23 protein-coding genes are annotated in these 24,200 nt (G+C 38.3%); 13 read left to right on the top strand and 10 right to left on the bottom strand.

The window, feature by feature from the left end; genetic code table 11:
- Nucleotides 1–139: 139 nt before the first annotated feature.
- From trxB to infA, 4 genes are all read left to right on the top strand, one after another.
- Nucleotides 140–1,093, top strand: a complete 954-nt coding sequence (gene trxB, locus ABJE44_RS06825) for a thioredoxin-disulfide reductase (RefSeq protein WP_289030878.1) — start codon at nt 140–142, stop codon at nt 1,091–1,093.
- Between the two features lie 69 nt (nt 1,094–1,162).
- Nucleotides 1,163–1,873, top strand: a complete 711-nt coding sequence (aat, locus tag ABJE44_RS06820) for a leucyl/phenylalanyl-tRNA--protein transferase (protein WP_348112313.1) — start codon at nt 1,163–1,165, stop codon at nt 1,871–1,873.
- A 2-nt stretch (nt 1,874–1,875) separates the two neighbouring features.
- Entirely contained in the window at nt 1,876–2,574 is a 699-nt protein-coding gene (locus tag ABJE44_RS06815) for an arginyltransferase (RefSeq protein ID WP_348112572.1), read from the top strand.
- Nucleotides 2,575–2,658: 84 nt separating this feature from the next.
- Nucleotides 2,659–2,877, top strand: coding sequence for a translation initiation factor IF-1 (gene infA, locus ABJE44_RS06810; protein WP_006010397.1), 219 nt, complete (start codon nt 2,659–2,661; stop codon nt 2,875–2,877).
- A gap of 107 nt (nt 2,878–2,984) precedes the next feature.
- Here the strand turns inward: infA and clpA are convergent, their stop codons facing one another.
- Both clpA and clpS read right to left on the bottom strand, forming a co-directional pair.
- On the bottom strand, nt 2,985–5,258 hold the full coding sequence (clpA, locus tag ABJE44_RS06805) for an ATP-dependent Clp protease ATP-binding subunit ClpA (RefSeq protein WP_348112312.1): 2,274 nt from the start codon (nt 5,256–5,258) through the stop codon (nt 2,985–2,987).
- 51 nt (nt 5,259–5,309) lie between these two features.
- The gene (clpS, locus tag ABJE44_RS06800; RefSeq protein ID WP_348112311.1) at nt 5,310–5,630 is read right to left on the bottom strand and encodes an ATP-dependent Clp protease adapter ClpS; all 321 of its coding nucleotides are present in this window, start codon (nt 5,628–5,630) and stop codon (nt 5,310–5,312) included.
- A gap of 230 nt (nt 5,631–5,860) precedes the next feature.
- Between clpS and cspD the strand changes: the two genes are divergently transcribed.
- The gene (gene cspD, locus ABJE44_RS06795; protein ID WP_133470293.1) at nt 5,861–6,079 is read left to right on the top strand and encodes a cold shock domain-containing protein CspD; all 219 of its coding nucleotides are present in this window, start codon (nt 5,861–5,863) and stop codon (nt 6,077–6,079) included.
- A 118-nt stretch (nt 6,080–6,197) separates the two neighbouring features.
- Here the strand turns inward: cspD and ABJE44_RS06790 are convergent, their stop codons facing one another.
- A complete protein-coding gene (locus ABJE44_RS06790; RefSeq protein WP_348112310.1) occupies nt 6,198–8,420 on the bottom strand; it encodes an NADP-dependent isocitrate dehydrogenase in 2,223 nt (740 codons plus the stop codon).
- Nucleotides 8,421–8,681: 261 nt separating this feature from the next.
- Between ABJE44_RS06790 and ABJE44_RS06785 the strand changes: the two genes are divergently transcribed.
- Nucleotides 8,682–9,281, top strand: coding sequence for a pseudouridine synthase (locus ABJE44_RS06785; RefSeq protein ID WP_348112309.1), 600 nt, complete (start codon nt 8,682–8,684; stop codon nt 9,279–9,281).
- A gap of 61 nt (nt 9,282–9,342) precedes the next feature.
- Here ABJE44_RS06785 and ABJE44_RS06780 read toward each other — a convergent pair whose 3' ends face one another.
- Nucleotides 9,343–9,846: an RDD family protein gene (locus ABJE44_RS06780; RefSeq protein WP_348112308.1), complete on the bottom strand. Its 504-nt coding sequence runs from the start codon at nt 9,844–9,846 to the stop codon at nt 9,343–9,345.
- A gap of 321 nt (nt 9,847–10,167) precedes the next feature.
- Between ABJE44_RS06780 and mnmA the strand changes: the two genes are divergently transcribed.
- The 5 genes from mnmA to ABJE44_RS06755 all read left to right on the top strand — a co-directional run bounded on the left by mnmA (nt 10,168) and on the right by ABJE44_RS06755 (nt 15,833).
- The gene (gene mnmA, locus ABJE44_RS06775) at nt 10,168–11,298 is read left to right on the top strand and encodes a tRNA 2-thiouridine(34) synthase MnmA (protein ID WP_348112307.1); all 1,131 of its coding nucleotides are present in this window, start codon (nt 10,168–10,170) and stop codon (nt 11,296–11,298) included.
- Nucleotides 11,298–11,945: a high frequency lysogenization protein HflD gene (hflD, locus tag ABJE44_RS06770; RefSeq protein WP_348112306.1), complete on the top strand. Its 648-nt coding sequence runs from the start codon at nt 11,298–11,300 to the stop codon at nt 11,943–11,945. The genes mnmA and hflD overlap by 1 nt, the downstream gene beginning before the upstream one ends.
- 9 nt (nt 11,946–11,954) lie before the next feature.
- On the top strand, nt 11,955–13,328 hold the full coding sequence (gene purB, locus ABJE44_RS06765) for an adenylosuccinate lyase (protein ID WP_348112305.1): 1,374 nt from the start codon (nt 11,955–11,957) through the stop codon (nt 13,326–13,328).
- 94 nt (nt 13,329–13,422) lie between these two features.
- Nucleotides 13,423–14,655, top strand: a complete 1,233-nt coding sequence (locus ABJE44_RS06760; RefSeq protein ID WP_348112304.1) for an adenylate/guanylate cyclase domain-containing protein — start codon at nt 13,423–13,425, stop codon at nt 14,653–14,655.
- Between the two features lie 2 nt (nt 14,656–14,657).
- Entirely contained in the window at nt 14,658–15,833 is a 1,176-nt protein-coding gene (locus ABJE44_RS06755; RefSeq protein WP_348112303.1) for a cupin domain-containing protein, read from the top strand.
- Nucleotides 15,834–16,112: 279 nt separating this feature from the next.
- On the opposite strand, the gene ABJE44_RS06750 is transcribed toward ABJE44_RS06755, so the two are convergent.
- The 6 genes from ABJE44_RS06750 to ABJE44_RS06725 all read right to left on the bottom strand — a co-directional run bounded on the left by ABJE44_RS06750 (nt 16,113) and on the right by ABJE44_RS06725 (nt 22,262).
- Nucleotides 16,113–17,807, bottom strand: a complete 1,695-nt coding sequence (locus tag ABJE44_RS06750; RefSeq protein ID WP_348112302.1) for a DUF2326 domain-containing protein — start codon at nt 17,805–17,807, stop codon at nt 16,113–16,115.
- Nucleotides 17,798–18,031: an ABC-three component system middle component 6 gene (locus tag ABJE44_RS06745; protein ID WP_348112301.1), complete on the bottom strand. Its 234-nt coding sequence runs from the start codon at nt 18,029–18,031 to the stop codon at nt 17,798–17,800. The genes ABJE44_RS06750 and ABJE44_RS06745 overlap by 10 nt, the downstream gene beginning before the upstream one ends.
- 18 nt (nt 18,032–18,049) lie before the next feature.
- Nucleotides 18,050–18,844, bottom strand: a complete 795-nt coding sequence (locus ABJE44_RS06740; protein ID WP_348112300.1) for an ABC-three component system protein — start codon at nt 18,842–18,844, stop codon at nt 18,050–18,052.
- A 393-nt stretch (nt 18,845–19,237) separates the two neighbouring features.
- Nucleotides 19,238–19,867, bottom strand: coding sequence for an alpha-ketoglutarate-dependent dioxygenase AlkB (locus ABJE44_RS06735; protein ID WP_348112299.1), 630 nt, complete (start codon nt 19,865–19,867; stop codon nt 19,238–19,240).
- A 23-nt stretch (nt 19,868–19,890) separates the two neighbouring features.
- Nucleotides 19,891–21,228, bottom strand: coding sequence for a serine hydrolase domain-containing protein (locus ABJE44_RS06730; protein WP_348112298.1), 1,338 nt, complete (start codon nt 21,226–21,228; stop codon nt 19,891–19,893).
- A 161-nt stretch (nt 21,229–21,389) separates the two neighbouring features.
- The gene (locus ABJE44_RS06725) at nt 21,390–22,262 is read right to left on the bottom strand and encodes an alpha/beta hydrolase (RefSeq protein ID WP_348112297.1); all 873 of its coding nucleotides are present in this window, start codon (nt 22,260–22,262) and stop codon (nt 21,390–21,392) included.
- Nucleotides 22,263–22,945: 683 nt separating this feature from the next.
- On the opposite strand from ABJE44_RS06725, the gene ABJE44_RS06720 reads away from it, so the two are divergent.
- Complete coding sequence (locus tag ABJE44_RS06720) at nt 22,946–23,068, top strand: hypothetical protein (RefSeq protein WP_348112296.1); 123 nt, start codon at nt 22,946–22,948, stop codon at nt 23,066–23,068.
- Nucleotides 23,069–23,331: 263 nt separating this feature from the next.
- Nucleotides 23,332–24,117, top strand: a complete 786-nt coding sequence (locus tag ABJE44_RS06715) for a DUF2071 domain-containing protein (RefSeq protein WP_348112295.1) — start codon at nt 23,332–23,334, stop codon at nt 24,115–24,117.
- Nucleotides 24,118–24,200: the final 83 nt, after the last annotated feature.

Below are 24,200 nucleotides of genomic sequence, written 5' to 3'. Positions count from 1 at the left end.
AGAATTTAAGAAAACCAATTAAATATAGTAATTAGTTTTTAAAGCAACATTGAAAGTAATAGACATGCCCTCATGTCTACCCACATAGAAACTTAGTGATTATCAATTAGAAATATTCGACAATTTTGTGGAGAGTAAAATGTCTGAAGCACGACACGTTAAATTATTAATTTTAGGATCAGGTCCAGCGGGGTATGCTGCCGCAGTGTATGCAGCGAGAGCTAATCTAAACCCTGTGCTATTAACAGGCATCCAACAAGGTGGACAGTTGACTACCACTACAGAAGTTGAAAACTGGCCTGGAGACCCTGAGGGCCTTACAGGGCCTGATTTAATGGTACGTATGCAAAAGCATGCCGAAAAATTTGATACCGAAATTATTTTTGATCACATCAACAATACCGACTTATCAAAACGTCCTTTTACACTAACTGGTGATCAAGGTACTTATACTTGTGATTCATTAATTATTTGTACTGGCGCTTCTGCGAAATATTTAGGAATGGAGTCTGAAACCGCATTTATGGGTAAAGGGGTATCTGCCTGTGCAACATGCGATGGGTTCTTTTATCGTAACCAAAAAGTAGCGGTAGTAGGTGGCGGTAACACAGCAGTCGAAGAAGCTCTTTACTTGTCTAACATTGCATCTGAAGTGCATGTAATTCACAGACGAGACTCTTTCCGTAGTGAAAAAATTCTTGAAGACCGTTTATTGGAAAAAGCCAAAAACGGTAACGTAGTATTGCATTTAAATAGACAACTAGATGAAGTTTTGGGCGACGAAATGGGTGTGACAGGTGTACGTATCAAGGATACACAGTCAGATGCAACCGAAGAAGTTGACGTAATGGGATTATTTATAGCCATTGGCCACCAACCTAACACCGCTATTTTTGAAGGTGAGCTTGAAATGAAAGACGGTTATATAAAAGTCCAAAGCGGCACCGAAGGCAACGCAACGCAAACCAGTGTCGAAGGTGTTTTCGCTGCAGGTGATGTAAGTGATCATATTTATCGTCAAGCAATCACTTCAGCGGGAACTGGATGTATGGCTGCTTTAGATGCTGAAAAATTCTTAGACGCAATAGAATAATATCTTCTTAAGCGCTATCTTAAAGGCCTCTTACGAGGCCTTTTTTGTTGGGAAAAAATACTTTAGAAAATGTTAACGCTAACTAAATTAAACTCAAAATTACAATTTCCAAATACTGATTTTGCGCTGGAAGACCCCAATGGTTTATTAGCTTTTGGTGGTGATTTATCCCCCAAAAGATTGCTACTTGCTTACTCACAGGGAATTTTTCCTTGGTTTAGTCAAGATGAACCAATCATGTGGTGGTCTCCTAACCCAAGAGGCATATTGCCACTCGACAAATTTAACTGTAGCAAAAGCTTAGCTAAATTTGCTCGTAATTGCGGTTATGCCGTTTCAGTCAATAAAAGTTTCAATGAAGTAATAGACACCTGCGCTACCACTCCCAGAAATGACTCAGGTACATGGATAACACAGCAAATGATAAATGCCTATAAACTTCTTCACGCGGAGGGGCACGCCCACTCAATTGAGGTATGGGATCAACAGCAAAACCTAGTTGGTGGTCTATACGGAGTCTTAGTCGGTAAGGTTTTTTGTGGTGAATCTATGTTTCATCGTGCAACGAATGCATCTAAATTAGCTTTTATGAACTTGGTTAAGTTGCTACAAAAAAACCACTGCAACTTTATAGATTGCCAAATGCAAAACCCACATTTAAAAAGCCTTGGATGTATTGAAGTTCCACGACGTGAGTTTTTGAAGCAACTAGAAAAAGATAGCAAAGAGAGGATACATGAAAGTGAATGGATACCTAGGTTCTTAGGGATTGAATCATGAATATGAAATTTGGTGTTACTCAACCAAATCAATGTAGTTACTTGCCCGATGAAAAAGAGCAAATATTGGTTTTAGTCTCAGATAACTCCCCTACTCGTCATCAATATGATTATCTAATTAGTATGGGCTTCAGGCGCAGCGGCGGACAAGTATATCGCCCACACTGTCAAACTTGTAAAGCATGTGAGCCTATCCGCCTACCTGTGGCCTTATTTGAACCTTCAAAAAGTCAAAAACGGATAGCTAAACGCAATCAAGACCTACGAATAGAGATAAGTGAGCAGGATAAACCAGAATATTATGATTTGTTTGCATCATACATAAACCAACGTCATTCAGACGGCAGTATGTATCCACCGAGTGAAGAACAATATCAAGGTTTTGTACCTAGCCCTTGGGGAGACACTTTATTCATAGAATTTCATGACCAACAGCAGTTAATTGCGGTAGCCATTACCGACAATCTATTTGGGTCATTATCAGCCATGTATACCTATTTTAAACCAGGCGAAGAAAAGCGCTCATTAGGCACCTTTGCAATTTTGAAGCAAATAGAAATAGCCAAGTCCATGAATAAAGAGTTTTTGTATCTGGGTTATCAGATCGATAACTGTCAAAAAATGCGCTATAAACAGAATTTTCTACCCAATGAACGTTTTTTTGAAGATAAATGGCATCTATTTGCAAAAAGTTCAGTGTAAAGCTTTACACTGACCTGCTTATTGGGCAAAATCTGCGCGGCATTTTTTGACACTTATTTTATTGATTAGAGGTAGCATAGTTAGATGGCGAAAGAAGATTGTATTGAAATGGAAGGCACTGTGTTGGATACCCTTCCAAATACTATGTTTCGAGTTGAACTAGAGAATGGTCACGTGGTGACTGCGCATATATCTGGCAAGATGCGTAAAAACTATATTCGAATTTTGACTGGTGACAAAGTTACAGTCGAAATGACCCCATATGACCTAAGCAAAGGTCGTATCATCTATCGTGCCAGATAAAAGGATATAATAGCTTTTTCATAAACCCAAGAAGCTATATAAAGAGACACAAAAAAACCGATATCGTAAGATATCGGTTTTTTTATACCATAACCCTATTACTCCGATTAAGAATTAAGGGCTTCAGGCTTTTCTTTACTGTCAGAAAAGAACTCAAAGCTTAGCTCGCCTTTTTTGAGATCAATTTTAACACTGCCACCTTGACTCAGTTGACCAAACAATAGCTCATTTGCTAATTCTTTTTTCACTTCTTGCTGGATTACACGTCCCATTGGGCGAGCGCCCATATTTTTGTCATACCCTTTATCGGCTAACCACTCGCGAGCCTGCGTAGTCACCTCTAAGGAAACTCCCTTATTATCCAACTGTACTTGTAATTCAACAATGAATTTATCAACCACCTGCAGGATCACGTCTTTATCAAGATGGTTAAACCATACTGTCGCATCTAACCTGTTTCTGAACTCAGGTGTAAATAGCTTTTTAATTTCAGACATTGCGTCATGACTATGGTCTTGCTGCTTAAATCCAATAGAGTTACGAATAGTCTCTTGAACACCAGCATTCGTGGTCATAATTAAAACTACATTTCTAAAATCAACCTTACGACCATTATTGTCGGTCAATGTACCGTGGTCCATAACCTGCAATAATATGTTATAGATATCGCTATGGGCCTTTTCAATTTCATCAAGTAACACCACAGAGTAGGGTTGTTTGATAACGGCGTCCGTTAACAGGCCACCTTGATCAAAGCCAACATACCCGGGTGGAGCCCCAATAAGGCGACTAATTGCATGGCGTTCCATATATTCAGACATATCAAAGCGAACCAACTCTACTCCCATGATTTTGGCTAACTGAGCAGACACCTCGGTTTTCCCGACACCTGTTGGTCCAGCAAACAAAAAGTTGCCTATGGGCTTAGTCTCATTTCCTAAACCTGAACGTGATAAACGTATTGCATCGGTCAAGGTTACTATTGCTTCATCTTGACCAAACACTACTAGTTTAAGGTCACGATCTAAATTCTGGAGCACTTCTTTATCTGAAGCTGAAACTGATTTTTCTGGGATACGCGCAATTTTTGAAATAATCTGCTCAATGTCAGTTACTCCAATTGTTTTCTTCCGTTTTGATGCTGGTAATAAGCGTTGGCTTGCCCCTGCCTCATCAATTACATCAATGGCCTTATCAGGCAAATGACGTTCGTTAATATATTTAGCAGACAGCTCAGCAGCAGCACGTATGGCTTTATGAGTGAAACGCACACTATGGTGTTCTTCATAACGAGACTTCAACCCCATCAGTATTTTAGTCGTATCACCAACCGTCGGTTCTACCACATCTACTTTTTGGAATCGACGAGCCAATGCACGGTCTTTTTCAAAAATACCTTGATACTCTTGATACGTTGTAGACCCAATACAACGAAGTTCGCCACTGCTTAATTTGGGTTTAAGTAAGTTAGACGCATCCATAACCCCACCAGACGCAGCCCCTGCCCCTATAATGGTGTGAATCTCATCAATAAATAGGATGGCATCAGGTTTTTCTGATAACTCTTTCAAAATACCTTTAAGGCGCTTTTCGAAATCGCCTCGGTATTTAGTGCCTGCTAGTAATGCTCCCATATCTAAAGAGTGAACCGTTGCATCGGCGATCACCTCTGGTACATCATTATTAACGATTCGATAGGCTAAACCTTCAGCAATAGCAGTTTTACCAACGCCTGCTTCTCCCACTAAAAGTGGATTATTCTTTCGACGTCGACATAACACTTGAATACTGCGTTCAAGCTCTTTGTCTCGGCCTATTAAAGGATCGATCTTGCCTTCTTTAGCACTGATATTAAGATTTGTAGAATATTTATCTAGAACAGATACTGACTCTTCCTGCTCAGGCTCATGTTCTGTTTCACCAGCAGAAGCTGATTCGTCATCTACTTTAGATACACCATGAGATATAAAATTAACCACATCTAATCGAGTCACATCGGACTTTTTCAGAATATATACAGCTTGTGATTCTTGTTCGCTGAAAATAGCAACTAATACATTGGCACCTGTCACCTCTTCTTTACCAGAGGACTGTACATGGAAAACTGCTCTTTGAAGAACTCGTTGAAAACCCAGAGTGGGTTGAGTTTCACGTTCATTTCCTTGCTCATCTAACAGCAAAGGCGTGGTATCTTTAACAAAATCGGTAAGCTCTTGCTTTATCGCTTCAATATCAGCCCCACATGCCTTTAAGGCTTCTTTAGCGGCACTGTTATCTAGTAGGGCAAGCAATAAATGTTCTACCGTCATAAACTCATGACGATGCTCTCTAGCAAAAATAAACGCATCGTTTAGCGTCTGCTCTAAATCTTTATTTAACATAAGAATGCCCTCTGACTGCTAGCGTATAGGATAGATTTGTTAACGTTACTATCATGCTTGTTCCATAGTACACATTAACGGGTGTTGATTTTCTTTAGCGTACCTACTGACCTGCATTACTTTGGTTTCAGCTATCTCTGCTGTATATATGCCACAAACAGCTCTGCCATGGTAGTGCACCGTTAACATTATTTGTTGTGCCTTTTCTCCCTCTAGGTTAAAAAAGCGCATCAACACATCAACGACAAAGTCCATTGGTGTATAGTCATCATTATTAAGAATCACTTTGTACATGGGTGGTGGAGCCGCTTTCTTTCTTTGCTCTTCCCTGCTTTTTTGGCGTTCTATATCAATAGTATTATCTTTACTCATAACTTAATTATTTGGTCCAAAAATTACAGATAAAATCTCAATGTTTAGCAACTACCTTGGTTTTAGCATATTTTCATCATCTAAAATTAAAAATTCGACTTGACAAAAACAGCTTAAAAAACCTACATTTTAATTGGGCGGTTGTATTGAGTAGTTAACACGTCTCCCCCCTTCATAGTAAGTGTGGGGTCAAAGTTGTATTAGTTCAAGGGATTTAAGGAAGCAGAAGCATGGCAGTCGGCAAAGTAAAATGGTTCAACAATGCAAAAGGGTTTGGCTTTATTGTACCTGATGATGGCGGAGAAGATATTTTCGCTCATTACTCGACGATACAGATGGAAGGTTACCGCTCGTTAAAAGCAGGACAAGAAGTCAAGTACGAGGTGCAACAGGGGCCTAAAGGCTTACATGCTGAAAACATAGATTTCAGTGGGGAGCCAGAACGATAGATGATCACCGAGCTTTAACAGTTCAACGAATCACTCGTAATAAAAAAGCAGACTAACGTCTGCTTTTTTGTATCTGCAAAACACTCTCTACAAATTATAAAGCGTATTACTATTTACATTAAGAAAGTGCAGCGTTTAGTGTTTCACTCGGGCACATAGCTTTGGTTATCAAAGCTTCATCCGGCAAATAATAACCACCAATATCTGAAGCTTTGCCTTGAGTTGCATCAATCTCAGCTAAAATTTTATCTTCATTAGCAGACAAAGTATCGAATAAAGGTTTAAATTTAGCATTCAACTCTTGATCTTCAGTTTGATTCGCTAAAGCTTCAGCCCAGAACATAGCAAGATAGAAATGACTACCTCTATTATCTAATTGGCCCGCTTTACGCAGCGGAGACTTACCTTCAGTTAATAATTTTTCTGTGGCGATATCTAAGGTGCTCGCTAAAATTTTAGCTTTAGCGTTATCATTTTTAAGTGCTAAGTCTTCAAGAGATACGGCCAAAGCCAAAAACTCACCCAATGAATCCCAACGTAAATGGCCCTCTTCAACAAATTGCTGCACGTGCTTAGGCGCAGAACCACCTGCACCAGTTTCAAACAATCCGCCACCAGCCATTAATGGCACGATAGAAAGCATTTTTGCACTTGTACCCAATTCTAAAATAGGGAACAAATCAGTCAGGTAATCACGTAAAACGTTACCAGTTACAGAAATGGTATCTAAACCGCGAATCGCTCGCTCCATAGTAAAACGTATTGCACGGACAGGAGCCATAATTGAAATATCAAGGCCGTCAGTATCATGTTCTTTAAGATACTCGTTAACCTTAAGGATTAGTTGAGCATCATGGGCACGTTCATCATCTAACCAAAATACTGTTGGCATACCAGATTGACGAGCACGATTTACAGCCAATTTCACCCAGTCACGGATAGGTGCATCTTTGGCTTGACACATTCTCCAAATATCACCTTCTTCAACAGCATGTTCAATTAAAACAGTACCATCTTGATCGATAACCTGTACTTTACCATCGGCGACCATTTCAAAAGTTTTATCATGAGAACCGTATTCTTCAGCTTTTTGAGCCATCAAACCAACGTTAGGTACTGTCCCCATAGTAGTCGGATCAAATGCCCCATGAGTTTTACAGAAATTAATGGTTTCTTGATAAATAGTTGCATAAGTACTTTCAGGAATAACGGCCTTAGTATCATGTAACTTGCCATCGGGTCCCCACATTTTACCAGAGCTTCTGATCATTGCAGGCATAGAAGCATCTACAATTACATCACTTGGTACATGCAAGTTAGAAATACCTTTATCAGAATTTACCATTGCAATCGGCGGACGATCAGCATAACAAGCATTGATATCTTTTTCGATTTCAGTACGTTGAGACTCAGGAAGAGTTGAAATTTTGTCGTAAACACTACCCAAACCATTATTTGGGTTAACACCTAATTCATCAAACAATGCTTGGTGCTTATTAAATAGATCTTTGTAGAATACTTTTACACAATGACCAAAAACGATTGGATGAGACACTTTCATCATGGTAGCTTTCACATGCAATGAAAACAAAACACCAGTGTTTTTAGCATCTTCAATTTCTTTTTCAAAAAACGCACATAAAGCTTTTTTGCTCATGCACATTCCATCAATTACTTCACCAGCCAATAATTCAACTTTAGGCTTTAATACTGTGACATTACCAGCAGTATCAGTGAATTCTATTTTTACATGCCCTGCTTTTTCAACAGTGACTGATTTTTCACCAGAGTAAAAATCGCCTTCATGCATATGTGCAACATGAGTTTGAGAGGCTTGACTCCACTCTCCCATTGAATGGGGATTAGCTTTTGCATAATTTTTTACTGCTACAGGTGCTCGGCGATCAGAATTACCTTCACGTAATACTGGGTTTACTGCACTACCCAATACTTTGCTATAACGAGCTTTTATATCTTTTTCTTCATCAGTTTGCGGGTCTTCAGGAAACTCTGGTAAAGCAAAACCTTTACCTTGTAATTCTTTAATAGCAGCTTTCAACTGTGGAATTGAAGCACTTACGTTAGGCAACTTTATAATGTTAGTTGCAGCATCTTGGGTCAACTCACCCAATTCAGCTAAAGCATCAGATACTTGTTGATCAGCCGGCAAAACATCACCAAAAGAAGACAAAATACGCGCTGCTAGTGAAATATCACTTAATTCAACTTCAATGTCTGCACTAGATGTGAAGCTACGAATGATAGGAAGTAATGAATAAGTAGCAAGAGCCGGCGCTTCGTCTGTTTTAGTGTATATAATTTTTGACTTAGAAATCGTCATTATGAGCCTCATGGTTGTGGTAACGCACTGACAATCCATATTCGAAGAGTATTAACAAAACTCTCTAATCCACTACAGTGTGGCACTATGAACTGATGTTATGTACCGAAGTTTTAAAATTATCTAACGTAAATTAGACAGCGAGATATATATGGGTAAATTAAATAAATACAAGTTTCGCTTGCATATTATATTCTGTAAATCACACTTCCATCTACCTATCAGTGCATTTTTTGTAATACTTTTATTTTATAGCTTACTATGACCAACTCGTTTTACTCCCACAACCACAATAAAAATAAAGCTAACCAAGCTAAATCTAACGCACCTAAAAAAGTAGTATTATTTAATAAGCCATTCAATGTGTTAACACAATTTACCGACCAAGATGGCAGGCAAACACTTAAAGACTTCATTCCTATACCTGATATCTATGCCGCCGGAAGGTTAGATAAAGATAGTGAAGGTTTATTGGTTTTAACCAATGACGGTAAGTTACAGAATAGGCTTGCCTCACCTAAACACAAGACCACTAAAACTTATTGGGTACAGGTTGAAGGCCAACCTGAACAATCAGAAATAGAGCAATTAAGTAGAGGCGTTGAATTGAAAGATGGAATGACGCGACCAGCAAAAGTTGAACAAATGGCTGAACCTGATGTTTGGCCACGCAATCCACCAGTAAGGTTTCGACAAAACAAACCCACCAGTTGGCTTTCTATCACCATATCGGAGGGTAAAAATCGCCAAGTCAGGCGCATGACTGCACACATTGGCTACCCAACCCTTAGGTTAATTCGCTATCGTATTGGCAATTGGACTATAGATGGGATTAATAACGGTGAGTACTTAGAAATATAAGTAATAAAACAACTAAATAGCGTGTGACAACAAAACTAGAAGGTTGCCACACATTATTCAACTAGCAGTAAACGACCTGTGTTCCTCCCGCTAGATCATGAATACACCTTTTATCCCTTCTGAAAATAAACAATATATTAATCAATTGAAAAATACCTCCCGCAATAGGAACTTGGTTGGGAATAAAGTATGTCCCGTATCTTTTCAATAAATGTTTTTTTAAATCAGCTTGGTTACCATCCATATCGACTATTTTTATATTTAACAACTTCTTACCGATAGTTTGTCCATTTTTTATTAGTAATTTAAAGTTCAGCAGAATAAAAAATAGGATCCCCATTAGCCCCATACCTAATGAATACATGAACGGCGGCTCTTCGCCATTTGTGATAAACTCAAACCATCCAAAAAAGTACATAATAGGCATCACAAACAACATCATAATAAACGAATCTATAAGTGATGCCCCTAATCTTCTCCACCGAGATGCGAGAACTGATTCAAGGTTACTTTGGGTTTCATCCACCAATTTTGACTCTGGCGGTGTAAATAGGTTTTCACTCATTAATACTACTCCTGCTTTCTAGGTACTTAAATCCACTTACTTAGCCAAATAACTCCACCATAACGTTACAAATAAATTGTATTTAATCGTTATGTGACTCTTTTATATATGTTTTTAAGCGAAGGTGCAAAATGAACTTAAAAAACATTAACAGTAGCCTTGTTGAGGGTTTAATCTTGAATTACGAAACCTCAATCTATTTATATATTACTCTCAACGATTGAATATACTTAGAACCGCTTATTAAGCTAATGCTTTCCCATATTAGAACTGGTAAACTTCGGCTCCATTTTTTAGCACACAACAATACATTTTCTGCATATGACCCAACAATCTCAATCAACAGATCAAACTCAAGATAACAGCCGAATTAAAGTCGTGGTTGGTATGTCTGGTGGGGTTGACTCTTCGGTTTCGGCTTATCTTCTCAAACAACAAGGCTATCAAGTCGAAGGCTTGTTTATGAAAAACTGGGAGGAAGATGACAATGATGAGTACTGTGCAGCAGCAGACGATTTAAAAGATGCACAAGCGGTAGCCGATAAACTCGGAATGACCTTACACACCATCAACTTCGCAGCTGAATATTGGGACAATGTATTTGAGTATTTTTTAGATGAATACAAAGCGGGAAGGACACCTAACCCCGATATAATGTGCAACAAAGAAATAAAATTTAAGGCCTTTTTAGAGTTTGCTGCTGAGGAGCTTAACGCTGATTATATCGCCACAGGGCATTATGTGCAGCGCTCCAACGAATCGGGAAAGTGGCAAATGCTACGTGGCTTAGATGGCAACAAAGACCAAAGCTACTTTTTATATACACTAGCTGAAAAGCATGTAGCGCAAACTTTATTCCCAATTGGGCATTTAGAAAAACCGAAAGTCAGAGAAATTGCCCTTGCGCAAGACTTAGTGACCCACGATAAAAAAGACAGCACTGGAATTTGTTTTATTGGTGAACGCAAATTCAAAGATTTTTTAGCACAATATTTACCCGCACAGCCCGGTGAAATAGAGACAGCCGAAGGCCAAGTCATTGGTAAACATGATGGTTTGATGTACCACACCTTAGGACAGCGTAAAGGTTTACTTATTGGCGGTATGAAGGAATTTGGCGAAGAGCCTTGGTATGTTGTTGATAAAGACGTAGAACGTAATGTACTAATTGTCGGCCAAGGTGCTAACCATCCAAGACTTTACTCTAAAGGGTTAGTGGCAAACCAATTACATTGGGTTGACCGCTTAGGCCCTCAACAACCAATAAAATGCGTAGTCAAAACTCGCTATCGTCAACAAGACATTCCCTGCATAGTCACTCCTAAAGAGGACGGCACCTTACTGGTTGAATTCGATGAGCCTCAAAAAGCCGTTACGCCAGGACAGTCAGCAGTATTTTATCAAGACGCCGTTTGCTTAGGTGGCGGCATTATAGAGAACTACATTCGGTAATGAGTAATAAACAAAACATGCGCTTTTATGAGAGTAATATTGCACTGGCTGGTGTATGCCAAGCAGCAGCCCTAGTTAAGCAAATAGCCCGAGGGGCAGATTACAGCGAACAAGCCTTAACCACTTCTTTAAATAGTATTTCGGTGACTGAAAGCGAAAATACTGAACAAGTATTTGGTGATATAAAACAGTTGAAACTAGGCTACGAAACCATTCTTAAGCAGTTAGGTAATCAATCTAAAGTCAAAGATGTTGAAGTCACTCGATATATTGCGAACTTGTTATCCATAGAACGCAAACTCAGTTCTAATAAAAAAACAATGGCTGTATTGGGTGAGCGTATTGTAAATATTCAACGCCAAAAATCACATTTAGATTTATCAGATGGCCAAATGCTGAGTAATTTAGACAGTATATATTCAGATGTCATCAGCCCGATTTCGCGAAAAATTCAAGTCGCGGGCGATCCTAAAATATTACAGCGTTCAGAATGTCAGCACCGGGTACGAGCGGCATTACTAGCAGGTGTAAGAGCCGCGGTATTATGGCGGCAAGTTGGCGGTAAACGCAGACAGATATTATTAAATAGAACACAAATTTTAAACAGCGCCAAACACACTTTAAACCAAATAAGCACACTCAATTAGGAGAATTTCATGGAGTTATCTGCACTAACTGCTGTATCCCCCATAGATGGCCGTTATGGAAGTAAAACAGCTGAATTAAGAGACATTTTTAGTGAATTTGGTTTACTAAAATATCGCGTTGTTGTTGAAGTGCGCTGGTTACAGAAATTAGCAGCCACCCCTGAAATTCAAGAAGTTCCTGCTTTTAGTAGTCAAGCCAACACATTATTAAACGCAATAGTAAGTAACTTTAGCGAACAAGATGCCGCACGAATCAAAGAGATTGAACGTACTACCAATCACGATGTAAAAGCCGTTGAATACTTCCTTAAAGAACAAGTAGCTGACAACACAGAACTACATGCCATCAATGAATTTATTCACTTTGCTTGTACCTCTGAAGACATCAATAACTTATCTCATGCTTTAATGCTTACAGAAGCCCGTGGCGAAGTGGTTTTACCCTATTGCGACAAACTTATTGCAGAGCTTAAACGTTTAGCCATTGAATTAAAGTCTATGCCAATGATGGCGAGAACCCACGGACAGCCAGCCTCTCCAACTACAATGGGTAAAGAAATGGCAAACGTGATGATCCGCCTGCAACGCCAGCGAGATCAAATCGCCAGTGTCAGTATTTTAGGCAAAATTAATGGTGCCGTAGGTAACTACAACGCTCACCTATCTGCTTATCCTGAATTTAATTGGCACAACTTTGCTGACGAGTTTGTGACTAGCTTAGGTGTCACATGGAACGCCTTCACTACCCAAATAGAACCTCACGATTATATTGCTGAGCTGTTTGATGCCATTGCGCGTTTTAACACTATATTGCTTGATTTTGACCGTGATATTTGGGGTTATATTGCCATGGGTCACTTCAAACAAAAAACCATTGCGGGTGAAATTGGTTCATCTACTATGCCCCATAAAGTTAACCCAATTGACTTCGAAAATTCTGAAGGTAACTTAGGGCTAGCTAATGCTATGTTTGGGCATTTAGCTACTAAGCTTCCAGTGTCTAGGTGGCAACGTGATTTAACCGACTCAACCGTACTTAGAAACTTAGGTGTAGGTGTAGGCTACTCGGTTATCGCCTATCAAGCCTCGCTTAAAGGGATCAGCAAACTACAGGTCAACGAACAAAGTTTATTAGATGAACTTGATGATAACTGGGAGTTACTGGCAGAGCCAGTACAAACAGTGATGCGTCGTTATGGTATCGAAAAACCATACGAAAAACTGAAAGAGTTAACCCGTGGTAAAAAAGTGAATCAACAGATTATGGCTGAGTTTGTAGATACCTTAGCATTACCAGATGTTGCTAAAGAGCAGTTAAAAGCACTGACACCAGCAAACTATATCGGTCGTGCTATAGAGTTTGTTGAACAACTAGAGAAATAAACTCACCTTAAATCCTTAATAAAAATTGGAGTGAACTATACTTAACTTCTATTAGAACTTAAGTAGTCACTCTGATTTTTAAAAGGATTTAAAAATGTTAAGACATTTATTAAGACTATGGGTTTGGGCAGGCATTGCTCGTTACCCGAATGAATATTTCACTCCGGTTCGCATCACCAATATTATTGCCTTTTTAGTGATAGTGGTGTCTATATTACAAATCCCTAGTGCACTCTGGTTTTGGCACGCCCAAGGGGCTTATCAGTTATTGATCACCAGCCTCACTATTTCCACTCTAATTTGGGTACCTATACTCAACCATAATGCTTGGTATCTGGTCGCTAAACTTTGGCTAATTACGGTATACACATGTAATTTAATAGCTACCTGCTTTTTGTGGCAACTAGATCTATATATTCACTTTTTTTATTTATTGGCTGTGATTTGTTGTCCGTTCTTTTTTACCGAGCGTGAAGCTAAATACAAATGGTCATTCTCAATACTGTTCTGTGGGTTATTTGTGGTAACAGAGATTTACTATCAAATTTTTTTGCCACAATATTATGATGCAGCACAACAAAGTTTTAAATTTGCAAGCGCCTGTTTACTGGCCCTAGCTAGCATACTGTGTAGTTATCATATTCAAAAGAACGTCAGTAAAAGCTGGAAAAAACTCGCTCATGAGCGTAAGCGTTCTGAACAGCTGCTATTAAATATATTGCCAAATAGCATTGCCCAACGACTAAAAAACTCAAATGAGCCCATTGCAGACTATTTTGCACAAGCCAGTATATTGTTTGCAGATATTCAAGACTTCACTCCTCTTTGCAAAAAGCGCACGCCACAGCAATTATTCAAAATTTTAAACGAAATATTTTGTCGTTTTGATGAGTTGTCCATTAAATACGGATTAGAAAAAATAAAAACCAGTGGTGATGGTTACATGGCCGCAGGTGGGTTGCCCGTAGCAACCGCACAGCATGCTATTCAATGTTGTTACTGTGCATTAGACATGCAACACGAATTTAAACGTATTTGCAGCTTACAAAAATTAAAGATTGGTTTACGTATTGGGATTGGCTGCGGCGAAGTAGTTGCCGGTATCATAGGAAAAAGTAAATTTAGTTACGACATGTGGGGAGAAGCGGTAAACTTAGCCTCACGAATGGAAAGTCACGGTCAATCAAATAAAATTCAGACCACAGAATCCACTTACGAGCTAACAAAACACGCCTTTGATTACAGCCTGCGAGGCAAGATACACGTGAAAGGTATTGGCCCTGTTACCACCTATTGGCTTGAGGGCCTTAAACAACTAACTGGATAAAGATGTACAGACTACAAAATATAGATACAGACGTTTTTCTTAAAGAATACTGGCAAAAAAAACCACTATTAATTCGCCAAGGATTTAAAGACTTTGAAGATCCAATCGATGAACATGAGCTAGCAGGATTAACAGAAGAAGAATCAGTAGATTCTCGTATTGTAAACAATCAAGCAGGTATCTGGGAGGTCGCACACGGCCCCTATGACGATATTAACGAACATTGTTTAGGACAATGGAGTTTGTTAGTTCAATCTGTTGATCATTTTGTACCAGACGCTGATTCATTAATGAATACCTTTGATTTTATCCCAGTATGGCGTATGGATGATTTAATGGTGAGCTACTCAAACACCGGTGCGGGTGTTGGCCCCCATTTAGATCAATACGATGTATTTATTATTCAAGGTAAAGGCAGTAGGCGCTGGCAAGTTGGGTTGCCAAGCGATTACGAAACTGTAAGACCCCACTGTGATTTATCACAAATTACAGGATTTACCCCCGTCATAGACGAAGTACTCACCGCAGGCGATATTATTTATATCCCAGCCAATCATCCCCACAATGGTGTAGCGTTAGAGCCATGTATGAATTATTCAGTAGGCTTTAGAGCACCCTCACAACAAGAAATGCTAACGTCTTTCGCAGATTACGCCATAGATAACAACTTACTCAGCAACCGTTACCAAGACCAAGCATTATCAGCTCGCAAATTCTCTGGTGAAATCAAACAACAAGAAGTGGCTCAGTTCAAAGCATTACTTGCTGAATCATTACAAAGTGACGCATTTGAAAAATGGTTACCCACTTTTTTAAGTGACAATAAAAAAGCAGAAGACGAGTCAAACCAACAAATCGAAGAGTTTTCTGAGCAAGCCATTATGGAGATGTTAGAAAGTGGCGAATACTTCTACCGAGCCCCAGGAATAAAACCTATATTTGTAGAGCCAAAGACGACTTGCGAACCTTCAAGTAGTTTTACATTTCACATTGCAGGGGAAGCATACTCCGGCCCAAGCGGATCAGCTAATTTAGTGAAAAAGTTTTTAACAGAACCATTTATTACACAAGAATTTTTAGTAGATGATGATGGCCAACCTCAATACATTCTACATAACCACTTTACCGCACTATTAACCATGCTGGTAAACAAAGGCCATTGGTATATCGAAGAATAAGTATGAATCTTAATTTCATTAGTCAGGTTTGATTTAAAGAGAACAATCAAATCTGACAATTAATTACTGCTTTGTGCCATTAGCTGAAGTTGGCTCAAAAGTTTTCGGCTGGTGATAAGCAGCTGTTTATATGACTCAATTTTTTGCATGTTTGGCAAGCCAGAGGCGCTCCCAACCTTGTGGCATATTTAATACAAATGTTGGGATTCACTTCGTTCAACCTGCCTACGCGTGCTCTACATGGTAATTTGAAAACGGGAGAACGAAAAGTTCTTTTCATTACGGTAACTTGAAAAATTTATCTTTATTGGAAAGGGATAAAACTTCAAGGTGAGATATATCAATATTATGTGGTAACTTATCTCTCAAAACAGGTAGAACGTACTGGCAGTTAACTTGATTTACTAATTCCGTAAACAAATTTGTTATCTGGTTTGCGTGAACATTTTCGATTTGGTCTTGAAGTACAAAATGCAAACAGGGTATTTCGTTTTCATCGGCAAACGCTATATAAGACAGATCAAAAGATGCCATCTGGCTTTTCTTAGTGCCAGTTCCTGGGTTACCTTCAATATTTGTTATTGAAAACTTGTAAGTCCCTTTATCAGATTCAGCACTGAGTAATGAATGTACACCATCGAGTTTGCTTGAAAATTTGGAAAAAATCTTATTGAAATCCGCTATTTTTTCTTGGATTAAAATGTCTTTTGACTCTACTTCGCCAGACATTTTGTTTAGGGATTCTTCAATTTTATCAAGCTCTTTATTACTTTTTTCCCACACTGATTGTTGTTCAGTTAATTTCCCTTTTTGTTCATAAAAGGAATTCAACTCACTGATGATATCTTGAAGTTCTTCTACCGCACCAGATTTTTTAAGCTCTGTAGATAGTTGTTCTTCTATAGATAGAAAATGAGTAAGACTTTGTTTATTAATAAATAACTCATCATCCAACTGCTTTAAATCTTGACTAATAAAGTCAATTTTTTCCTGAATCATGCTATTGTGAAACTCAAGGGTTTCTACAAATGATTTTTGGAGGTTAGGTATCAATGCTTCAGCTTGTTCATACATTTTTTCTATATGTTCAACACTAGCTTTTGAAAAACCTCTATTTAAGTCCTCTACGCTTTCTTGAATAAGTTCTTTTCTTAACTCTAGGCGGGAAATATTTTCGCTTAATGCATTAATACTCTGTTTTGCATTATTTAATGATTCTAATTGGCTTTCATAATTAGGGTTAAGATTGAAATTATCTTTCTTGATTGTAAGCCTTTCTATTTCACTATCTACGATTAGAAGTGTTTGTTTTACTTGAGAAAGAGTACTTTCTTTTTTCAAACGTGCTTGAAGTCTATTTTCTAGGTTTTGCTTACGCACCAACTCATCTTTGTTTTGGTCAATGTCGACACCAAACCAAAATAGATGCAGTGTTTCGTAGGCTACATCTGTATCGTACGGACTTAATACGCGAATTGTATTAACAAGCTTGTTCTTTTCATCCCTAATATTTTTGGATTTTAATTGCTTGAAAGTAGGCTTTTCGGAAGTCGTTTTAAATATAAGACTTTTTAGTTTTGAAGAGAACTCATCCTTAGTGCAACTTTCTCCATTTATTGTTTGAATCTTTTTTGCTCGAGGCAAAAAATTTCTACAGATAGAAATTTTCTTTGATTTAGGGTCTTGTATATCTTTAATTAAATTTAAAGTTATATTTATATTGTTTTGGGTCAAAAAGTTTTTGATCTTATCGTTTGAATCTTTAAATTCAGGGTCGCTGTATAAATTATTTGCTTTACCATCTAAGCAAAAATCTATTAACCTTAAAACCGTTGTTTTACCTACACTATTACCAGAGTCAGTTTTTTTTGAGTTAGGCGCAGTGTAATCAACAATTAGATTTACTCCCTTGTGAAATGGTACTTCCCTAATTATTTCATCACCATTTTTGACAATTAATGAATCTAAAAACATTTCGTTATATGCCCCTCGCCATTTTTATCAATAACACCTAACAGAAATAACCAGCTAACTGAAAGAGAAAATAGTTGCATTGAAACCTCAATGTTATCTCTAAGCTTGTGGTATAGCTCAAAATAATCTATCGAATTTCCTTTAGTGGATTGAAGAGCATCAATGATATGAGCTCCAATTACATAGAGGTCTTTATCTGGATTGATATTTTTACTAACAATCATCTATGCCTAGCCCTAGTCCTAAATCGGTTCTTCTAAAATTTTGCATCTCATGAATGCATCAACCATTACAACTCTTAACGCTGGTGAAAGTTCTTCAACATTGACATCACCAAAATCAACAAGTTGGAGCAATTCATTAAAGACTTCTTCAAAGATAGCATCTGAGTTCTGCTTTATGATAGGCATATAGTCATCATGCTGACCCGTATATCGACCTGATACATCCAAATAAATGTGGCGAATATTATCTAATAAGTGCTCTTTTTTCAAAGAGCCTGCGCTATCTAATTCATCGTAAAGAGTGTTTAATTTGTGGTAATAAACCTTTAAATCATTGATTAGTCTTCGCTTTGTATCTACGTCGTTGTAATCCAGTTTATCTGTAATATTAAAACTTTTTGCTGCATTGGCGTCTTTTAGAGCATTTAAGCCAATTTTAGAGATTTTATCTATGGCTGTTTTTAACATAGAAGGAGAGCGACCTAAGGCTCTTGAAGCAATTTTAGCTTCATGTTCGTCTTTCATTTCTTTTAGCTTTTCCACATCATATTTAACGACGTCATCAGTTTCTGTGTGGTGATCTATGCATAATAAAATCAGATTGTCATAGTCAGCTCTTGCTTTATCCGTCATGTTTTCTCTATAGCGTTGTCCATCTGAATTCGCGGCTTCGATATGACAAATATTAGAATTTTTAGCCGTGTTTTGATTCACCATTTGTTTAGAACAACCAGGGAATGAACATTCGTTACCTGATAAGGCATAAAGCTTCTTTATTGTTAGTGGTGAGTAATTTCTTGCTTGTTTTCCCATTTTATCAACCCGATAGATTATTATTTTAGTTTTGCCTCTAATATAACTTCAATATTCCTTTCTATCACACCAATACATATTCGGCGAAAGTAATGTCTAGCTTGCATAGTAGTCTGATGGAATATCCATCATCAATCTTTCAAATAACCAAAAATAAGCGCTAGTTCATGATTATACCACTGCGTTCCCTATCCATATAGCTATGTTCAAGAGAATATTAGAGAGACAGTCCGTAATTATTTAAAAGTAGACGACCAAATAACAGAAAATTATTTATTTGAATGTCCGCTCCTCGCTCATTACAGCCACTAATCATGTTCTTTTCTCAGTGTACTCTATGCCCTCGGTGGTGAAAATTTTTAATCTTTTTCTATCTACTAGCCACTGCTCTTCTCACACCGCCCGACTCTCATCAATAGTTCTAAAAGTTAAATTAACCCTTGGTGCCGATACTTTTTTGGTGGGAGGCAACCTATGTAGCCAGTGACTTTGGGTTTCACCTTTCATCACCAACAAACTGCCGTGCTGCAATGATACCGATAACGTTTTTTGAGTTTGTTTATGTTTGAAAGAAAACTTACGCTCTGCGCCAAAACTTAACGAAGCAATGGCACCATTTTTTAATAAGTCTTTTTCACCATCGCTGTGCCAAGCCATGCCTTCTTCGCCACTGTGATATAAATTAAGCAAACAAGAATTAAAGCTGGCACCTGTTTTATCTTCAACAATCGCTTTGAGTGTAATTAGCTCATCAATCCAAGGTAAAGCCATTTTAGTAGAGTTTGAATAAGTATAGCTAAATGGTTTATCGCCATACCAAGCGACTTTTCGCTTGGTTAGAATCTGTTTTCCAAAAATATTTGCTTCATCGCTTTTCCATTCTATTTTATGAAGCAGAGCATCAAAGAATTGATTGGCCTCTTGAGCTGCGATCACTAACCCATGATATTCCACCAGCCCATCGCAATCGATAATATTAATGGGTGTGGGTTCTGGCTCAGCGAATAAATCTAGATTCTGCAATATATGTCCTCATTAAAAACGTGTCATTCTTTACTAAAATGATAAGTCCCCCCACCTTGCTTGAGTTGAAAAGTAGCATAATCAACTTTTTCACCATCAAGCTCAAACTGCATTACTATCCCAGCAGGCTCAAAACGAAACTCTGAATGAGAAAAAGGTGTAAGGCTAAGCGGACCTTGCCCTGTTGCCTGAGCAGTAAGCTGACCATCACGAAACTTTAAAGTGATTTTAAGGGGAATGTCTTTAGAAGAAAACACTCCTTCATACTTGAGGAGATTTTTTTCTGAAAGGCTAATCGGCTTTTGAGTAAAATCAGGTATATCAAAAGGTCGGCCATAATAAATACTTAACAGACCAATACTGATGTCGTTCAGTTTGTAATTCAACCCATTTGAAGTGAGTGTAAAAGCTACATTGTCGGCAGGAAAATAACCGGCTTGTGATACAAAACCGTCTATTCCACCGGTATGCCCATAAATTACTTTTTTATAAAACGGAAACTTAAACAATCCTCGGCCATAACCTTGATTAACCTCTTTCATTTTATCTAATGAATTAGCTGACACCAACTTACCATTAAAGAGGCCCGTTAAAAACTTGCCTATTTCTGAAGGCGTAGAAATAATCGCGCCAGCGCCATGGGGTATACTCATATCTGTCTGGGTAGCAGGCACCCAACCTGCTGACTGATAAGAGTATGAATTAGCTTGGTTACCTTTTACATCGATAGGCCCAGCATAACGCGTTCGATTAAGGTTTAACTTAGCTGTAATCCGTGTTTGTAGCTGGTTAGCGTAAGAGTCTTGAGTGATGTCTTCTATAATAAAGCCCAAAAGCACATAGGCGCTATTTGAATAACTAGCTTGACTATCAGGCTCAAAATCACTGCCTAAGCCTTCTATCAAACTAATCATTTCAGCTTTAGCTTTAGCCTGTTCCATATACTCAATGTAGTCTGCAGCATTAGTAAAATTATAAATACCACTTCTATGATTTAACAACATAGAGATAGTTATCTTGTTAGCATTTTTAACTTTTGGGTAATACTTAGCTAGCTTAGTATCGAGTGATAATTTGCCCTCATCAATCAATTGAAAAATCATGGTAGAGGTAAATACTTTGGTAATAGAGCCAATGTGATATTGGGTATCTATATTGGGCTTTTGCTTGCTTGCGACATCTACATACCCGATAGACCTTTGATAAACAGGCTCTCCATCTTTCACTATAGCTAAACTAAGCATTGCCTTTTGGTTTACGTCTAAGGCATCTAAATATTGATCGAGCTTGGCTTTATCAAAGCCCTGAGCAGAAACACTAAACAAGCAAATAAATAAAAACAGGTAAACATTCTTTTTCATGGGGCCAGACCTTCCTTGATATTGAGTAAAAACAATAAAGGCTCTAGCTAATCTATGCAATGTATTTAATGAAGCTTTAAGTAGTGTATTTCAGAGGCAAAACCGATAACCACTTAACAAAGCGCTAAGTATGAAACTTAGCGTTTTGTTATTTAGGGCGTTTAATTCATTTTAAGAAATAACTCTATTTGCTCAATCATCCACTCGGGTTCATCTGCCATAACAAAGTGTTTAGCTGTTTTTGCATAGGCCATATGCTTAAATTTTTGAGGTATGTTGGCCAGTTGGGTCAAGTAGTTGTTTTTGGTAGATTCAAAACTTGCGTAAGGTGCAGCTTGAGCAGGTGCAGCTATGGTAAGAACTGGGCGCTCAATTTGACTAAGCTTATCTCTAATATCAAGTTGCATTAGCTCGCCAAAGGCGCGCCCTGAAGTCATAGGGTCCGAGGTCATCATATCCTTAAGCATTTGCTCATGCCAAGCCTCATTATTGGCCATCGACTTCACCAAACTCTTAGGGTCAAACGAACGAGGGGCATCACTACTCGAAGCTTGCTGACTGCCAAGTAAGGCCCCCAAGGCAGGTAAGCCATCAATGTTAATCACCGCAGATATTTGTGGATGCTGCTCTGTAGCTAACCATAGGGCTAAGGTTCCCCCTAATGAGTGACCAACAATGACAACCTCTTCTAACTGGTTTACACGAATATATTCTAAAATCGCATTTTTCTGAAACTCAAGATAATTAGCGCCAACCGACTGTGGTGCTGCGGGTTTCACCCCAGCAAACCCCGCCAAAGATAAGGCATGCAATTGATACCTGTCAGACAACCTATCAATGGTATCTTCCCAAACATCCGCTGAAGAAGAGATACCAGGAATTAATATAATGGGCTTACCGATACCAACTACCGAAACATTAAATGCAGGATATTCTTGGCTAGACTGAGTTATTGAGTTTGAGCTTTGTGCACTAACAAGTAATGGCTTAACTAAACAGATGCAGCATAAGGTTAAAAGAGTAGTAAGTTTCATGGTTATTCCCCTAAATGATTTGAGGCCTAACTTTACGTCTCTTTCTAAAATGACAATATTGTCTATTGTCACTCGTTCGCTATGGCAAATGTCACTTTCTTTATTTTGGGTTTATAAAAATAGATATTGGGATAGACCTAACTGCTAAATGAACAAGAGCTAACTATAGAAATGTATAATGCCCCGATTTTGCTGACAATAAACGAGATGACAAAGCTGACCATATTTCAAACCATCACAGCACTATTTTAGAACGGTTAGGCTTAAACGATGAACAATGGTTCACGCTTACCACAGAGTTCGAACAGCACTTCTCAACCGCAGTAGGCAGCGAACATATGTTGCAACAATTTAAACACCATACAGAGCATCGACAAATAAGAGGTATGGCAAGGTCTAGAGCGTTATTGCAACACGGCTAATACAACATCAACCCATGTCCTCTTTTCCAGCCCATTGGCTAAGTTATGCTGCCCGAAATTTAAGTATTGTCAGTAATTGATGTGAATTTAAACCATACCCGACAAATTATTGTCAAACCCAAATGTAGAAAACCACCAAAGAGCTTATTCAAACCACTTTATGCTTGTTGATTGGAAAGTATTTAAGTAAATTATTACTTTGGGAGTCTATGTAAGTTGTTAGGCGTTTAAAATGGAACTAATTTCGATAGGAGGTAGAAAATGGAATTTGTGGCATTATCACTTGGCATATTAGCGTTTGTATTTGCATTAAACGCAATGTCTGAGGTCCAATCACTAAAAAAGAAATTAGAAGAAAGTGGCGTTCTTAAAAAGGATGAATAATTTTCGCTTGGTTGGCCTAAGCTGCCGCTGTGATTTGATAAACTAATTATGAATAGGCTAGTTCACATGGGTAAACTTAATTTCAGCCTATGGAAGTGAACTTTACAAGTATCATCCTTTATAAATAGTTAGCCTTTCACGTATTATAAAAACTGGTACGACTAAGTTATCAGCATCACACGCAAAAGGCGCGTGCTGGACTCACGACGCTGGCGCTTCGTTTGCCGGCTATTACGGTGTTATATTTCAAGCAAGGTTAAGCGTTGGATTTATTAAAATTAAGTGATTTCCTGCATCCAAGGCCATCGCCTTCTGGTATTGACGTTTTATGTAAATTACAGCATTTTGCAATAATCACTTACGCTGTAGATCCATCAAGGTTTAATGGGCTTTTCCCTGCACGCTTTAAATTGGATACCGTTGAAATCAACGGAGTCGAAAAATCTTTAATTTCAGTCGTCCCATTTATCGACGTCGATTTTACTTCTGCTGTTTATTCATTCCCTAAATTCACTATGGGTCAAACCAATTATCGAATCTATATAATCGATAAAGAAACCAACGAACGCTGTGTCTGGTTTCTAGGAACTACATTGGACTCATGGACGCTTGCAGTACCAAGATTTTTATGGAATTTACCTTGGTATTCAGGTGAAGTTAAATTCGATTGTGACTTTGATGAATCACAAAAGATATATCGTAAATATAAAATGACTACAGATGCTACTTGGGCTCCAGCTAGTGTTGAGCTGTCTCAAACGAAAGGTGCTTCAATCGAGCTCCCAGGGTTTCCTGATACTGAAACAGGGCTAGTGTATTTAACTCATCCATTAGCTGGCTTTTATCATCGTCGTGATGGTAAGTTAGGTACGTATAGAGTTTGGCATAAGCAACTAGAAGTGTCTTCTGCAGAGCTTGAATTTGCCAGTTTTGGACTATTATCGCGTTTAGGTTTGGTTACCCAAGAAGAGCAACTAACAGCTCATAGTGTTCTGGTTGAACCAATAAATGAATTTACTATTTATTTGCCGCCTAAAGTCGTGAAATAGAAATATCACACATTGCCTAAGTTCGCCGAAAAAAGCGCTGATGGGGCAAAGCATTATGCGTAAAAGAAATGAGTAAAGTGCTT

Source organism: Paraglaciecola sp. (assembly GCF_039942875.1).
In the GTDB taxonomy this organism is placed as follows: Bacteria; Pseudomonadota; Gammaproteobacteria; order Enterobacterales; family Alteromonadaceae; genus Paraglaciecola.
This window is presented reverse-complemented; position numbering and strand designations above follow the sequence as displayed.

Bases quoted from the DNA above. Each gene is read 5' to 3' on its own strand.
- mnmA (WP_348112307.1), top strand. From the start codon at position 10,168: ATGACCCAACAATCTCAATCAACAGATCAAACTCAAGATAACAGCCGA.
- ABJE44_RS06725 (WP_348112297.1), bottom strand. From the start codon at position 22,262: ATGAAACTTACTACTCTTTTAACCTTATGCTGCATCTGTTTAGTTAAG.
- purB (WP_348112305.1), top strand. From the start codon at position 11,955: ATGGAGTTATCTGCACTAACTGCTGTATCCCCCATAGATGGCCGTTAT.
- ABJE44_RS06785 (WP_348112309.1), top strand. From the start codon at position 8,682: ATGACCAACTCGTTTTACTCCCACAACCACAATAAAAATAAAGCTAAC.
- ABJE44_RS06730 (WP_348112298.1), bottom strand. From the start codon at position 21,228: ATGAAAAAGAATGTTTACCTGTTTTTATTTATTTGCTTGTTTAGTGTT.
- ABJE44_RS06760 (WP_348112304.1), top strand. From the start codon at position 13,423: ATGTTAAGACATTTATTAAGACTATGGGTTTGGGCAGGCATTGCTCGT.
- cspD (WP_133470293.1), top strand. From the start codon at position 5,861: ATGGCAGTCGGCAAAGTAAAATGGTTCAACAATGCAAAAGGGTTTGGC.
- ABJE44_RS06790 (WP_348112310.1), bottom strand. From the start codon at position 8,420: ATGACGATTTCTAAGTCAAAAATTATATACACTAAAACAGACGAAGCG.
- ABJE44_RS06750 (WP_348112302.1), bottom strand. From the start codon at position 17,807: ATGTTTTTAGATTCATTAATTGTCAAAAATGGTGATGAAATAATTAGG.
- ABJE44_RS06745 (WP_348112301.1), bottom strand. From the start codon at position 18,031: ATGATTGTTAGTAAAAATATCAATCCAGATAAAGACCTCTATGTAATT.
- clpA (WP_348112312.1), bottom strand. From the start codon at position 5,258: ATGTTAAATAAAGATTTAGAGCAGACGCTAAACGATGCGTTTATTTTT.
- infA (WP_006010397.1), top strand. From the start codon at position 2,659: ATGGCGAAAGAAGATTGTATTGAAATGGAAGGCACTGTGTTGGATACC.
- ABJE44_RS06780 (WP_348112308.1), bottom strand. From the start codon at position 9,846: ATGAGTGAAAACCTATTTACACCGCCAGAGTCAAAATTGGTGGATGAA.
- ABJE44_RS06815 (WP_348112572.1), top strand. From the start codon at position 1,876: ATGAAATTTGGTGTTACTCAACCAAATCAATGTAGTTACTTGCCCGAT.
- ABJE44_RS06755 (WP_348112303.1), top strand. From the start codon at position 14,658: ATGTACAGACTACAAAATATAGATACAGACGTTTTTCTTAAAGAATAC.
- aat (WP_348112313.1), top strand. From the start codon at position 1,163: ATGTTAACGCTAACTAAATTAAACTCAAAATTACAATTTCCAAATACT.
- trxB (WP_289030878.1), top strand. From the start codon at position 140: ATGTCTGAAGCACGACACGTTAAATTATTAATTTTAGGATCAGGTCCA.
- ABJE44_RS06740 (WP_348112300.1), bottom strand. From the start codon at position 18,844: ATGGGAAAACAAGCAAGAAATTACTCACCACTAACAATAAAGAAGCTT.
- ABJE44_RS06720 (WP_348112296.1), top strand. From the start codon at position 22,946: ATGGAATTTGTGGCATTATCACTTGGCATATTAGCGTTTGTATTTGCA.
- hflD (WP_348112306.1), top strand. From the start codon at position 11,298: ATGAGTAATAAACAAAACATGCGCTTTTATGAGAGTAATATTGCACTG.
- clpS (WP_348112311.1), bottom strand. From the start codon at position 5,630: ATGAGTAAAGATAATACTATTGATATAGAACGCCAAAAAAGCAGGGAA.